Below are 13,242 nucleotides of genomic sequence, written 5' to 3'. Positions count from 1 at the left end.
GCGCTATGCGACGAGCCCTCGCCGGACCAGCTCCGGGCGCACGCCCTCGCCGAACCAGTACGCCTCTTCCAGATGCGGGTATCCGGAGAGGACGAACTCCTCGATGCCGTGCGCGTGGTATTCCTCGATGAGGTCGGCGACTTCCCCGTGGCTGCCGACGAGGGCCGTGCCCGCGCCACCGCGCACGAGGCCGATCCCGGCCCAGAGATTCGGGTACACCTCCAGCCCGCGGACGCCACCGTCGGTCTTTCCGCCGTGCAGCGCGGCCATCCGCTGCTGGCCCACGGATTCGCTGGCGGACAACTGTTTCTGGGTGTGGGCGATCCGCTCCGGATCGATCGCGTCCAGCAGTTTCCCCGCTTCCGCCCAGGCTTCCGCCGACGTGTCGCGAGAAAGCGTGTGCAGCCGGATGCCGAAGCGGAGCTTCCGTCCCTGCTCCTCGGCGAGCTCGCGGACCTTGGCGATCTTCTCGGCGACCTGCGCGGGCGGCTCGCCCCACGTGAGGTAGACGTCGGCGTGCCTCGCCGCGACCGGGAGCGCCGCCGGGGACGACCCACCGAAATAGATCGGCGGAACCGGATCCGGCGCCGCGCGCGTGGTCGCTCCCTCGACTTTGAGGTGTTCGCCGTCGAAGTCGAACGGCTTGCCGCTCCACACCCCACGCACGATCTCCAGGAACTCGCCGGTGCGGGCGTAACGCTGGTCGTGATCGTGCCAGTCACCGAACCGGCGCTGCTCCACCGTGTCGCCGCCGGTGACGACGTTGAGCAGCACCCGCCCCTGCGAGATCCGCTGGAACGTCCCGGCCATCTGCGCGGCCAGCGTCGGGGAGACCGTGCCCGGCCGGAACGCGACCAGGAACTTGAGGCTTCTCGTCTCGCGGATCAGGGCGGCCGTCGTCAGCCAGGCGTCCTCGCACCAGGTCCCGGTCGGCGTCAGCACGCCTTCGAAACCGTTGGCCTCGGCGGCGCGGGCGACCTGCGCGAGGTAGTCGAGGCTCGGCTCGCGGGCGGCGGACGCCCCGGCGGCGCGGCTGGCGTGGAAGTGCTCCACGATCGTGCGGCCGTCACCGGTGGTGGGCAGGAACCAATGCAGCTTGAGCGTCACGGTCCCGAGCTTCGGCTCCCCGCACCGGACTGGTCAATCCGCGAGCCTCGCGTCCCGCGATCTGGACGCGTTTAGTCCTCTGAACGCGGATACGGGGCGCGGTGGGAAGGACGTGTCGCGAAAGCCAGGCGGATTCATGCGGTGGTCGCAACGTGCTCTGTTTAGGACAGTAGCGTGGTGAGTTTTTCGAGTGGGGTGTGCCAGTCCAGTGTTTTGCGGGGGCGGCTGTTGAGTCGTGCGGCGACTGCGGTGAGGTGTTCTGCGGTGTGCTGGTGCAGGTTGGTCCCTTTGGGGAAGTACTGGCGAAGCAGGCCGTTGGTGTTCTCGTTCGTCCCGCGTTGCCATGGGGAGTGCGGGTCGCAGAAGTAGATGGCCAGGTCGGTGGCGAGGGTGATGTCGGCGTGACGGGCCATCTCGTTGCCCCGGTCCCAGGTCAGTGACCGCCGCAACTGGTGCGGGAGGGTCTGGATCGCGTCGATCATCGCGTCCCGGACCTGGATCGCATCGTGGCCGTGGGGCAGGTGCAGCAGTATGACGAACCGAGTGGAGCGTTCCACGAGGGTGCCGATCGCGGACTTGTTACCGGCACCGGTGATCAGGTCGCCTTCCCAATGCCCCGGGACTGCCCGGTCCTCGGCTTCGGCCGGCCGTTCGCTGATCTCGACGAGGTCAGGGATCCGTGACCGTCGTGCCTGTGCTTGCTTGCGCGGGCGGCGCAGCGCCCGTCCTGTCCGCAAACACGCGGTGAGCTCGCGGCGCAGCGCTCCCCGGCTCTGCACATACAAGGACTGGTAGATCGTCTCGTGTGACACTCGCATCTCCGGCCGGTCGGGGAACTCCATCGCCAGCCTGGCTGTGATCTGCCCCGGAGACCACTCCTGCAGCAACCGCGCCTGCACATGATCCCGCAACTCGCGATTACCGGCCTCGGCCAGCTTCGCGGTCTTCGGCCGCCGGGCCCGATCCCGCGCCGCCGACTCCGCCCGATGCGCTCGATACCCGCCCCGGCCACCGTTGTTCGTCACCTCCCGGCTGATCGTCGACGGGGCCCTGCCCAGCTGCCGAGCGATCTCCCGATACGAGAGACCCCCGGACAGACCACGAGAGATCTCCTCCCGCTCAGCCAAACTCAGATAGCGCTCACCCAACGAGCCAGGTGCGTTCCCGATCACCCCACCAGCCTGCGCGAACCACCGCCGCCCGGTCTCGTGCGACACATCCACCAAACGGGCGGCACGCTTAGGCAGACACCCCGCCCGCACCGCATCCCAGAACCGCACCCGCACCACACGCGGCAACACCAACCCACCAGCCACCACAACTCCCAGCTCACGAAGGATGTTGCAACGACCCCATGAATCCGCCCCACTTTCGGGACATCTGATGTCCTCAAAGTGGCTTTCGCGACACGCCGATCGGGGCTCAGGCAGGCGGAGGACGCTGAGCCCTTCCGCGTCTATTGAGGGGAAGTCAAGTATGGCGTGGCGGGCTCTCTGGTCACGGTCGCGGCTGGCCGTGAAGGCCTCCTTGCGAGACTCTGGGTCCCTCAAGGAGGCCTTCACGGACATCAGGACGACACGACGCGTTTAGTCCTCTGAACGCGGGTCAGCCGCCGAACATCAGCCGCCATTCGTCCAGCGACTTCGGCCGGAAGACGAAGTTCGTGTCCTTCACCCTCGACAGGTTCGCCGACGGCTCCGCCGAGTACTGGTGCCCCGGATAGACGACCGGATCACCGTCCAGCCCGGCGAGCCACTGCAGGCTCCGATAGATCGCCTCGGCGTCACCGCCGGGGAAATCGGTCCGGCCGCAGCCTTCGAGGAACAGCGTGTCGCCGGAGACGAGCTTGCCGTCGACCAGGAAACACTGGCTGCCCGGTGTGTGCCCGGGCGTGTGCAGCAACCGGATCGGCACCGCGCCGACCTCGACGACGTCGTCGTGGTCGTGCGACCGCAGGTCGGCCTCGGAGACACCGGTGATCCGACGGACCCACTCGGCCTCCGCGCCGTTGACGTGGATCGGCACCTGGACGCGCTCCAGCAGCTCCGCGATCCCCGGCAGCGAGAAGCCCATCATCTCGCCGCCGACGTGGTCGGGATGATGATGCGTGGCGAGGACGCCGGTCAGCCGCATGCCGTCGGCTTCCAGCAGGTCCAGCAGATCGCCGACGGCGTACGCCGGGTCGACGATGACGGCCTCGTTGGTCTCCCGGTCGCCGATCAGATAGGCGAAGTTGACCATCTGCGTCGCGACGGGATCCCCCACCGCGAAGTCACGGCCAGCGAGCAATTGCCGGAAGTACAGCCTGTCAGCCATGCGGACACCTTACGGCGCTACTCCCCCGTGGTTCCGTCGGCCAGCTCCCGCAGGATGTCCAAGTGCCCGACGTGTCGCGCCGTCTCCTGGACCACGTGCGCGAGCACCCAGCGGACGGTGAACCTCCCCGACCTCCGCGCGCGATCGTCCGGCGAGACCCCGGCCAGCGACGACTCCGCCAAGGCCCACTCGGCGCGGTACGCCTCGACGACGGAACGCGGGTCGTCGTCTTCGGTCAGGTCCCAGCTCGGATCCGGTGACCCTTCCCAGAGCGAAGGCAGGCCGGCACCGCCCGCCTCGATCGAGAGCCACCAGCGCTCGACGGCGGTCAGATGCTTGAGCAGCCCCAGCGCGCTCATCCGCGGGGACGACGGCAGCGGCGTCGCGGCCGCCTGCTCCCTGGTCAGCCCGGCGACCTTGTTCACCGCCGTTGCGCGGAGGAACCGCAGGAAGTCCCACTGGAGCCCGGCTTCGTCCTCGGCGACCCCGTCCGGCCAGGCGCGATCCACCGACTCGGCGCCACTCGAACTCGTGTTCGACATGGGCTCACCCTACACATACGGCGCACTCGCGTGATTGAGCGCGTAACTCGCGTGATCGAAGGCGTAACTCGCGTGATCGAAGGCGTAACTCGATGATGCGCGCCCAAACACGTGAGTTACGCGCCTGATCACGTGAGTTACGTGTCGGCACCGCAGGGCTAGGCTCGATTCATGTGGTGGGGTTTGGTTTGCGCGTTCTTCGCGGCCTGCGCGTACGGCGTCGCGTCGGTGATGCAGGCGATCGCCGCGAAAGCGACGTCGGGCGCGGAAGACCGCGTCGATCCCCGCCTGCTCGTGCGGGTGCTGCGGCAGTGGAAGTTCGTCGCGGGTCTGGCGCTCGACGTCATCGGGTTCGTCGCCCAGGTCGCCGCCCTGCGCGTGCTGCCGCTGTTCGTGGTCCAGGCGGCGCTGGCGGGCAGCCTCGCCGTGACGGCGGTGGCCGCGCGGACACTCGGGGTCCGGCTCGGCCGTCGCGAGTGGACGGCGGTCGCGGTCGTCTGCGCCGGGCTCGCGTTGCTCGGGATGTCGGCGGAGAGCGAGGGGTCGGCCTCGACGGGGATGGGTTTCCGGCTCGTGCTGGTCGGCGCGGTCGTGGTACTCGGCACGGCCGGGATGTTCGCCGGACGAGCGTCGCGCCGGATCCGGACCCCGGCGCTGGGCCTGATCGCCGGACTGTGCTTCGGCGTGGTCGCCCTCTCCGGGCGGGCGCTCACCAGCCTCGCCCCGCTGGACCTGCTCACCGACCCGGCGACGTACACGCTCTGTGTGGCGGGTGCGCTGGCGATGTTGTTCTACGCCACCGCGTTGCAGCGCGGCAGTGTCACGACGTCGACCGCGATGATGGTGATCGGCGAGACCGTGTTCCCCTCCCTGGCCGGGGTGCTCGTGCTGGGCGACACCACTCGACCCGGGTTCGCGGCCGTGGCGGCGGTCGGGTTCGTGCTCGCGGTTTCGGCGGCGCTGGCGCTGGCCCGCTTCGGCGAGCCCGCGCCGATCGAGCCGGTCAGCGCGCAGTTCGGCTGACCCCGCGCCGGGACACCAGCAACCAGGCCAGGTAGACCCCGCCGATCGCCCCGGTCACGAGACCGACGGGCAACCCCGCCAAGAACTGCTGGGTGATCAGATCGCTGGCCACCAGCAGGAGCATGCCCATCAGCGCCGCGGCGGCGAGCCCCGGGCCCGAAGACCGTGTGAGCCGCTTCGCCAGCTGAGGCGCGGCGAGCGCCAGGAACGCGATCGGGCCGGCGGCCGCCGTCGCGATCGAACACAGCCCGACACTGACCCCGAGGAGCACCACCCGGCTCCGCTGCACCGGCACGCCGAGTCCCTTGGCCGAGTCGTCCCCCATCTCCAGCAGGGAAAGCCTTCTGCCGTAGACGACGGCCGGCGGCACCAGGACGGCGATGGCGATCGCGACCGGGACGACGTGCTCCCAGCCGCGGCCGTTGAGCCCGCCGACCAGCCACGCCTGCGCCGCCAGGCCGTCCTGCCAGGAAGCCCTGGTGATCAGGTAGGAGTTGAACGCGAGGAGCATCGCGTTCACCCCGATTCCGACGAGGATCAGCCGGAAGGTGTGGACGCCGCCCTTCAGCGCCAGCAACGCGATCAAGCCCGCGGTCACGACGCCACCGACCAGCGCGCCCAGCGAAACCTGAAGCATGCCACCGTGCACCACGATGATCGTCAGCAGCGCCCCGGCGGCCGCGCCCTCGGTGAACCCGATGAAGTCGGGGCTGCCCAAGGGATTCCCCGACAGGCTCTGCAGGATCGCGCCGCTGACCGCGAGCGCGCCGCCGACCAGCAGCGCGGTCAGCAACCGGGGCAGCCGCAGGGTGGTCACGATGAACTCGGTGCTCCGGTCACCGAAGCCGAACAGCGTCTGGATGACCTCGCCGACGGACAACGGGTAGTCGCCGGTGGTCATGCTGACCGCGCCGAGGAAGAACACGGCGATGGCCAGCAGCGCGACGACGATCGCGGCGCGCGGGGTGACGCGAAGGGAAAGCCCGCCGCCCGGGGTGCGCAGGACGCGGGTGCTCATCCGTGGGTGCTCCTTGATCGCGGTCACAGCCTGGCCAGCTTCCTGCGGCGGCAGAGCGCGATGAACACCGGCGCGCCGAGGAACGCGACGACGATGCCCGCCTGCAGTTCCTCCGGCGGGTTCAGCACGCGGCCGACGACGTCGGCACCGATCAGCGCGATCGGCGCGAGCAGCATCGAATACGGCAGGACCCAGCGCTGATCCGGGCCGACCAGCAGGCGTGCGGCGTGCGGCACGGCGAGCCCGAGGAACACGACCGGCCCGATCGCCGCGGTACCCGCGCCGCAGAGCAGGGTCACCACGATCGCGCCCAGCACCCGGGTGCGGCCGACGTGGGCGCCGAGCGCCTTGCCGGTCTGGTCGCCGAGCGCGAGGACGTTGAGCGGACGGGCCAGCAGCAGCGCGATGATCGCGCCGACCGCCACGAACGGCGAGATCTGCCAGAACACGTCCCATTTGCGGCCGCTGAGCGAACCGACGTTCCAGAAGCGGAACTGATTGAACGTCTCGGGCATCAGCAGCAGGATCCCGACGATGTAGGCCTGGAGCACGGCCATGACGGCCGAACCGGCGAGCACGAGCCGGTCCGGCGTGGCGCTGCGTCCCGCGGAGCCGAGCAGGTACACCACGACCGAGGCGATCGCCGCTCCGGCGAAGGCGAACCAGATGTAGCCGAGCACGCTGGTGACCCCGACGAACGCGATCCCCGAGACGACCGCGGCCGAAGCACCGGTGTTGACGCCGAGCAGGCCCGGGTCGGCGAGCGGGTTCCGGGTGAGCGCCTGCATCACCGCGCCGGCCAGGCCGAGCGCGACGCCGACGACCAGGCCCAGCAGGGTCCGCGGGATACGGAGGTCGTGGATGATCACGGCCTCGGTCGAGCCGTCGTTGTGCCACAGCACCGACCAGGTGGAGGTGAACGGGATGCTCTTCGACCCCACCCAGATGCTGAGCAGGAACACCAGCGCCAGCAGGGCGAGCCCCACCAGCAGTCCGCCGGCGCGGAACGTCCGTGCCGCCGCGCTGGGCGGGGACGCCGCAACGGGCGGGCGTTCGGTGACGACCACGGAACCTCCTTCGAGTGAGGCGAGGCTAACCGAACGCCGGAGTTCACCTCAACGAGCTACCTACTTAGACTAGCCTTACCTTCCCCACCACGAACGGAGGCGCCGGTGACCGCTACGGCCACCACCAGCCGGAGTGTCCTGCGGCAGGCGATTTCCGGGCAGCGACGGCGGGTCACGCTCGCGTCCGTGCTGGCCGCCGGGCATCAGGGCGGTGAAGCCCTCGTCCCGGTGATCATCGGCGTGGTGATCGACCAGGCGGTCGACGGCGGATCGGCGGGCACGCTCGTGTTCTGGATCGCCGTGCTCGGCGTGATCTTCGCGGGACTGTCCTACAGCTACCGGTTCGCCGCGCGCGCGGCCGAGGGCGCGTCTCTGCGGGCGGCGCACGACCTGCGCATCGCGATCAGCCGCCGGGTCCTGCATCCCGGTGGCGGCGCCGACAAGGGCAAGCTCGCCGGCGAACTGGTCAACATCGGCACCAGCGACGCGCAACGCGTCGGGGTGGTGAACGCGGCACTGCCGTTCGGGATCGCCGCGCTCGCCGGGGTACTGGTCAGCGCCATCGCGCTGCTGCGGATCTCGCTCCCGCTGGGGCTCCTCGTGCTCCTGGGCACGCCGCCGCTGCTGTATCTCGCGCATCTCATCGGCAAGCCGCTCGAACGCCGCAGCGAGGCGGAACAGGAACGGTCCGCGCACGCCTCGGGAGTCGCCACGGACCTGGTGTCCGGCCTCCGGGTGCTCAAGGGCATCGGCGCCGAACCCGCCGCGGTCGCCCGCTACCGCGAGACGAGCCAGAGCTCGCTCGAGGCGACCTTGCGCGCCGCGCGGGCCAAGGCCTGGCACGACGGCGCGGTGCTCGCGCTGACCGGCGGCTTCATCGCGGTCGTCGCCCTCGTCGGCGGGCATCTCGCTTCGTCGGGATCGATCAGCGTCGGCGATCTCGTCGCCGCGGTAGGGCTGGCCCAGTTCCTGCTCACCCCCTTCCTGATCTTCTCGTGGGTCAACGGCGAGCTGGCGCAGGGCCGCGCGTCGGCCTCCCGGGTCGCCGACCTGCTGACCACGCCGGTCGCGGTGGACTCGGGCGAGGGCGAACTCCCCTCGCCTGCCACCGGCGACGTCCGGTTCACCGAGGTCTCGTACGGCAGCCTCCGCGGCGTCGACCTCGACATCCCGGCCGGGCAGCTGATCGGCGTCGTCGCCGCGGATCCGGCCGCCGCGACCGATCTGCTCGACTGCCTCGGCCGCGCGGCGGATCCGGCCGAGGGCAAGGTCCACGTCGACGGCGTCGATCTGTCCACTGTGGACCCCGAACGGGTGCGGGCGGCCGTCCTGGTCGCCGCGCACGACGCGGACCTGTTCGAAGGAACGCTGGCGGAGAACGTCCACGCGGACGGCCGTTCCACCGACGAGGCTCTGGCCGCGTCGGCCGCGGACGAGGTCGCGGCGGCCTTGCCGGACGGCACCGCGACCGCGGTCACCGAACGCGGGCGCTCCCTCTCCGGCGGCCAGCGGCAACGGGTCGCGCTCGCCCGCGCGCTCGCCGCGGACGCGCCGGTCCTCGTCGTCCACGATCCGACGACGGCGGTCGACACGGTGACCGAGGCGAAGATCGCCGCCGGGCTCGCCCGGCTGAGAAGAGGACGGACCACGATCCTGGTGACCACGAGTCCCGCCCTGCTCGCCGTGGCCGACCGCGTCGTCGTCCTCGACGGCGGCCGGATCACCGGTGAGGGCGGCCACGCCGAACTCGCCCGCGATCGCGCCGACTACCGCGCGGCGGTGCTGTCGTGACCCGCGAACTCCTCCCCACCGCGGACGGCAAGCGGATCCGGGCGGTCCTCGGCGAACTGCTCCGCACTTCGAAGGCACGCGCCGCCGGCGCGCTGGCGATGCTCGTCGGCGCCACCGCGATCGGGCTGCTGACCGCCCGGCTGCTCGGCCACATCGTCGACCTGGTCATCGAGAAGCGGCCCGCGACCGAGCTGACCACCCCCGTGGTGGCCTTGGTCCTGGTCGCCGTCGCCCAGGCGATCGCGACGGCACTGGGTGTCTCGCTCACCGCCAAGCTCGGCGAAACACTGCTCGCGGAACTCCGCGAACGGTTCGTCGACCGGGCGCTGGGGCTCCCGCTGGACCAGGTCGAACGCGCGGGCTCGGGCGACCTGACCGCCCGCGTCACCAACGACGTCACGGTCGTCGCGAGGGCGGTCCGCGAAGCGTTGCCCGAGCTGGGCCGCTCGGTGCTGACGATCGTGCTGACCCTCGGCGCGCTCGCCGTCCTCGACTGGCGGTTCCTTCTGGCGGCACTGCTCGCGACGCCGATCCAGCTGCACACCGTGCGCTGGTACGTCCGCAACGCCGTGCCGTTGTACGCGAAGCAGCGGATCGCGACGGGTTCGCAGCAGCAGCAACTGCTCGACACGATCGGCGGCGCGAAGACCGTCCGCGCGTTCCGGCTCGCCGACGCCCACGTGGAGCGCGTCCGGCAGCGGTCCGAGGGCGCGATGGACCTGATGCTGCGCGGTGTCCGGCTGATGACGAAGTTCTTCGCCCGGCTCAACCTGGCCGAGTTCGTCGGTCTCTCGGCCGTGCTCGCGGCCGGGTTCCTGCTGGTGGGCGCCGACGCCGTGACGGTCGGCGCGGCGACCGCGGCGGCCTTGTACTTCCACAGCCTCTTCGGTCCGATCAACACCGCGCTGGCGCTCGTCGACGACGCGCAGGCGGCCGCCGCGAGCCTCGCCCGGCTGATCGGCGTCGCCGACCTGCCCGCGCCGCGCGAACCCGAACGGCCGGCGAAACCCGTCGACGCCTCGGTGAAGGCGGCGGGCATCTCCCACTCCTATGTGGACGGTCATCCGGTGCTGCGGGAGATCGATCTCGGCCTCTCCCCCGGCGAGCGGGTCGCGCTGGTCGGTGCGAGCGGCGCGGGCAAGACCACGCTGGCCAAACTGATCGCCGGGATCCACACCCCGGGCGCGGGGACGATCTCCCTCGGCGGAGTCCCGCTCGACGAGCTCGGGCCCTCCGCCACGCGGCAGGCGGTCGCGTCGATCAGCCAGGAGGTGCACGTCTTCGCCGGTTCGCTGGCGGACGACCTCCGGCTCGCCCGTCCCGGCGCGTCCGACACGGAACTGCTGGCAGCACTGGAAAAGGTCGGCGCGCGCGGGTGGGCGGAGGCGCTGAGCGAAGGTCTCGCGACCGTGGTCGGCGAGGGCGGGCATCAGCTGACCGTCACCCAGTCGCAACAGCTGGCGCTCGCGCGGCTGGTGCTCGCCGATCCGCCGATCGCGATCCTCGACGAGGCGACCGCCGAAGCCGGGAGCGCGGGTGCGAAGACCCTCGAAGCCGCCGCGGCCGCGGCGCTGGAGGGCCGGACCGGTCTGGTCGTCGCGCACCGGCTGACCCAGGCGGCCGCGTCGGATCGCGTCGTCGTGCTCGACGCGGGCGTGATCGTCGAAAGCGGGACACACGACGAACTCGTGGCCTCCGGCGGTCAATACGCAACGCTTTGGGCGGCCTGGTCGGACAACCGTTCACAGACGTGACCCGGGACGCAGCGTCACCGGTTGCAATCGACCCGTCGGCGTCTTAGGTTAGCCAAACCTGATCCTCGATTAATCCGGCATTCCGCCGGACAGCCGATCACGAAGGACGGACGATGGCCCGAATCCCCACCCTCTCCGCCGTGCGCGGACGCCTGAAGACCGCCGGTCTGCTGGCGTCCACCCTGGTGCTGGCCGCCTCGCTCACCGCGTGCGGAGGAGGCGGCGAGTCGGCCACCCCGGCCGCGCAGAACTCCGCCGGCTCGGCGGTCGACGCGAACGCGTTCCCGACCACGATCGAGCACAAGTACGGCAGCACCACCATCACACAGGAGCCCAAACGCGTCGTCACGGTCGGCCTGACCGAGCAGGACGCGCTGCTGGCGCTCGGCGTGGTCCCGGTCGGTGTCACCGAATGGCTCGGCAAGTTCCCCGGCACCATCGGCCCGTGGGCGACCGACAAGCTCGGCGGCGCCGCGCTGCCCGAGGTCCTCAAGGACGTGGACGGGCCGCAGTACGAGAAGATCGCCGCGCTCAAGCCGGATCTGATCATCGCGCTGTACTCCGGGCTCACCAAGGAGCAGTACGACAAGCTGAGCCAGATCGGCGTCCCGGTCGTCGCACAGCCCAAGGAGTACAACGACTACGGCATCCCGTGGAACGAGGCGACCAAGAAGGTCGGCCAGGCCGTCGGCCGCTCCACCAAGGCCAACGAACTGGTCAAGGGTGTCGAAGACAAGTTCGCCCAGGCCCGCAAGGAGCACCCGGAGTTCGCGGGCAAGTCGGCGCTGATGGCATCGACCTACGAGGGCTACTTCGTCTACGGCAGCCAGGACGGGCGTTCGCACATCCTCGAATCGCTCGGCTTCAAGCTTCCCGCGGATCTCGACGCCGCCATCGGTGACAAGTTCGGCAAGAGCCTCAGCGCCGAGCGGACCGATCTGCTCGACCGTGACGCGCTCGTGTGGCTCATCGACACCCCGGCCAAGGCGCAGGAGATCCTCGGCAAGGACGCGCTCTACAGCGGCCTGAAGGTGGCGAAGGAGAAGCGCGAGGTCTTCATCGAGAACGAAGGCACCTACGGCAGCGCGGTCTCCTTCGTGACCGTGCTGAGCCTGCCGTTCGTGATCGACCGGATCGTCCCGCAGCTCGCGGCCGCGGTCGACGGTGACCCGAAGACCGAGGTCAAGCCGGCCGGCTGAGCTCTCCCGAGTACATGAAGGCCCCCTTCCTTGCGCCTGACGCGAGGAAGGGGGCCTTCATGTACTCGGCCACGCGCTGACAGGGTGTGGGGTTCTGGGGACGGGGTCGCCGGGGCGGTGCCAGCCACGGCCGACGTTGCGAAAGCCACTTTCGCAACGTTCAAGGTTGCGAAAGTGGCTTTCGCAACGCCCGGCCAAGCCCTTCACCCCTTCAGGACCCGGTGAGTACAGGAAGGAACCTCGGGTCTCGTGAGCGATCGGACGACTCGCGTGATCAGGCGGACGACACGCGCACCCGCACTCAGGACACTGGTGGCGCGAACCCGAAGCATTACTCACGACCCGGCCGCATCGTCAGTGCGGGAAACCCCAGGAGTCGTGCAGCGGAACGGTGATCTGCTTCAGCCAGGTCTTGGTGGTGAAGTCCCGGGCCTTGATGACCACCGATCCCGGTGAGACCTCGACCTGGAGCCCCTGGTTGAAAGCGCCGCCGAGGGACACTTCCCCACCTTTGCCGTCGTCCGTCCAGCCGGTCTGCACCGCAGCGGTGTTGACGACGGTGAAGCCTTCGAGGTTGCCGGTGCCCGGCACCACCCGGCGGACCACCCAGTCCGACAGGTTCAGATCCCAGTGCGTGTGCCCGGAGAAGAGGAACACGCCCGGTGTCGTCCGAGGATCGACAGCAGCCTGTCGGGCTGGAGGTAGTCGGACCGGTAGAGCTTGTTGTGCGTACCCGAAACGGTGTTGGGCAACGGATGATGCGTCAGCACCATCACCGGGCTGCGCCGGTTCGACCAGTACCGGAGGCGTTGTTCGAGCCAGGTGAACTGGCGGTCGCTCATCCAGACCTCGTCCCACAGCTTGGGGTCGTGGTACTTCGCGTACTGCTCGGTTCCGAGGCAGAGCACCGGAACACCGCCGAACGACGTCTCCGAGTAGACGGTGTTGCGTCCCGCGAACCGGTAGAAGCTGCGGAACAGGGAATCCTCGGTCGTCCCGTTGGGCCAGGTCTCCTGGGCGAGCGTGTCGGGATCACGCCATTTCGGGACGTAGAACTCGTGGTTGCCGATCGCCCACGCGACTTCGCGCGGATGCGGGTGCTTGTCGAACGTCGCGCGCAGCTGGGCGTACTCGAAGTCGTAGCCGCGCGGGGTGAGGTCGCCCGCGATACCGAGCCCCGCGCTGCGCGGGTTGACCGCGTGCAGGTCGTCGAGTGCCTTGCCGAAATCGGTGAGGTCACCCTGGATGTCACTCAGGATGTTGAAGCGGACGACCGGCCCGTGCGGGCCCCACTTCTCGTGCGGTTGCGCTTCCGCCTGACCGGGCAGCATCGCCGCCCCCGCCGCCGCACCACCGGCGGTCACCATGAACGCTCGTCGATCCATAACCCGAACGCTACTCACGTTCTATGGCCGGATTCGGTCG

General features: G+C 70.0%; 12 protein-coding genes. 4 read left to right on the top strand and 8 right to left on the bottom strand.

Annotated elements, in window-relative coordinates:
• Nucleotides 1–3: 3 nt before the first annotated feature.
• From ACOCEP_RS30130 to ACOCEP_RS30115, 4 genes are all read right to left on the bottom strand, one after another.
• Nucleotides 4–1,107 (bottom strand): LLM class flavin-dependent oxidoreductase, encoded by a 1,104-nt coding sequence (locus tag ACOCEP_RS30130; protein ID WP_482332474.1) that lies wholly within the window; start codon nucleotides 1,105–1,107, stop codon nucleotides 4–6.
• Nucleotides 1,108–1,268: 161 nt separating this feature from the next.
• Nucleotides 1,269–2,426 (bottom strand): IS30 family transposase, encoded by a 1,158-nt coding sequence (locus ACOCEP_RS30125; RefSeq protein WP_482332473.1) that lies wholly within the window; start codon nucleotides 2,424–2,426, stop codon nucleotides 1,269–1,271.
• A gap of 286 nt (nucleotides 2,427–2,712) precedes the next feature.
• Complete coding sequence (locus ACOCEP_RS30120; RefSeq protein WP_482332472.1) at nucleotides 2,713–3,423, bottom strand: MBL fold metallo-hydrolase; 711 nt, start codon at nucleotides 3,421–3,423, stop codon at nucleotides 2,713–2,715.
• 17 nt (nucleotides 3,424–3,440) lie between these two features.
• Complete coding sequence (locus ACOCEP_RS30115; RefSeq protein WP_482332471.1) at nucleotides 3,441–3,965, bottom strand: DinB family protein; 525 nt, start codon at nucleotides 3,963–3,965, stop codon at nucleotides 3,441–3,443.
• A 171-nt stretch (nucleotides 3,966–4,136) separates the two neighbouring features.
• On the opposite strand from ACOCEP_RS30115, the gene ACOCEP_RS30110 reads away from it, so the two are divergent.
• Entirely contained in the window at nucleotides 4,137–4,988 is an 852-nt protein-coding gene (locus ACOCEP_RS30110) for a DMT family protein (protein WP_482332470.1), read from the top strand.
• Here ACOCEP_RS30110 and ACOCEP_RS30105 read toward each other — a convergent pair.
• Together ACOCEP_RS30105 and ACOCEP_RS30100 are read right to left on the bottom strand one after the other, a co-directional pair.
• Nucleotides 4,969–6,006, bottom strand: coding sequence for a FecCD family ABC transporter permease (locus ACOCEP_RS30105; protein WP_482332469.1), 1,038 nt, complete (start codon nucleotides 6,004–6,006; stop codon nucleotides 4,969–4,971). The genes ACOCEP_RS30110 and ACOCEP_RS30105 overlap by 20 nt on opposite strands.
• A 23-nt stretch (nucleotides 6,007–6,029) precedes the next feature.
• A complete protein-coding gene (locus ACOCEP_RS30100; RefSeq protein WP_482332467.1) occupies nucleotides 6,030–7,073 on the bottom strand; it encodes a FecCD family ABC transporter permease in 1,044 nt (347 codons plus the stop codon).
• A 105-nt stretch (nucleotides 7,074–7,178) separates the two neighbouring features.
• Between ACOCEP_RS30100 and ACOCEP_RS30095 the strand changes: the two genes are divergently transcribed.
• The 3 genes from ACOCEP_RS30095 (at nucleotide 7,179) to ACOCEP_RS30085 (ending at nucleotide 11,817) form a co-directional block, all read left to right on the top strand.
• Nucleotides 7,179–8,864, top strand: coding sequence for an ABC transporter ATP-binding protein (locus ACOCEP_RS30095; protein WP_482332466.1), 1,686 nt, complete (start codon nucleotides 7,179–7,181; stop codon nucleotides 8,862–8,864).
• On the top strand, nucleotides 8,861–10,618 hold the full coding sequence (locus ACOCEP_RS30090; protein WP_482332465.1) for an ABC transporter ATP-binding protein: 1,758 nt from the start codon (nucleotides 8,861–8,863) through the stop codon (nucleotides 10,616–10,618). Before ACOCEP_RS30095 ends, ACOCEP_RS30090 begins: the two co-directional genes overlap by 4 nt.
• 113 nt (nucleotides 10,619–10,731) lie before the next feature.
• Nucleotides 10,732–11,817: an iron-siderophore ABC transporter substrate-binding protein gene (locus tag ACOCEP_RS30085; RefSeq protein ID WP_482332464.1), complete on the top strand. Its 1,086-nt coding sequence runs from the start codon at nucleotides 10,732–10,734 to the stop codon at nucleotides 11,815–11,817.
• A gap of 354 nt (nucleotides 11,818–12,171) precedes the next feature.
• On the opposite strand, the gene ACOCEP_RS30080 is transcribed toward ACOCEP_RS30085, so the two are convergent.
• Together ACOCEP_RS30080 and ACOCEP_RS30075 are read right to left on the bottom strand one after the other, a co-directional pair.
• A complete protein-coding gene (locus tag ACOCEP_RS30080) occupies nucleotides 12,172–12,474 on the bottom strand; it encodes a DUF4073 domain-containing protein (protein WP_482332463.1) in 303 nt (100 codons plus the stop codon).
• On the bottom strand, nucleotides 12,438–13,202 hold the full coding sequence (locus ACOCEP_RS30075; RefSeq protein WP_482332462.1) for a metallophosphoesterase family protein: 765 nt from the start codon (nucleotides 13,200–13,202) through the stop codon (nucleotides 12,438–12,440). Before ACOCEP_RS30075 ends, ACOCEP_RS30080 begins: the two co-directional genes overlap by 37 nt.
• Nucleotides 13,203–13,242: the final 40 nt, after the last annotated feature.

It is taken from the genome of Amycolatopsis sp. CA-211722 (assembly GCF_056828465.1).
The sequence above is the reverse complement of the archived record's forward strand: the minus strand, read 5'-3'. Positions and strand labels throughout refer to the sequence as shown.

Bases quoted from the DNA above. Each gene is read 5' to 3' on its own strand.
- ACOCEP_RS30120 (WP_482332472.1), bottom strand. From the start codon at position 3,423: ATGGCTGACAGGCTGTACTTCCGGCAATTGCTCGCTGGCCGTGACTTC.
- ACOCEP_RS30115 (WP_482332471.1), bottom strand. From the start codon at position 3,965: ATGTCGAACACGAGTTCGAGTGGCGCCGAGTCGGTGGATCGCGCCTGG.
- ACOCEP_RS30110 (WP_482332470.1), top strand. From the start codon at position 4,137: ATGTGGTGGGGTTTGGTTTGCGCGTTCTTCGCGGCCTGCGCGTACGGC.
- ACOCEP_RS30105 (WP_482332469.1), bottom strand. From the start codon at position 6,006: ATGAGCACCCGCGTCCTGCGCACCCCGGGCGGCGGGCTTTCCCTTCGC.
- ACOCEP_RS30085 (WP_482332464.1), top strand. From the start codon at position 10,732: ATGGCCCGAATCCCCACCCTCTCCGCCGTGCGCGGACGCCTGAAGACC.
- ACOCEP_RS30075 (WP_482332462.1), bottom strand. From the start codon at position 13,202: ATGGATCGACGAGCGTTCATGGTGACCGCCGGTGGTGCGGCGGCGGGG.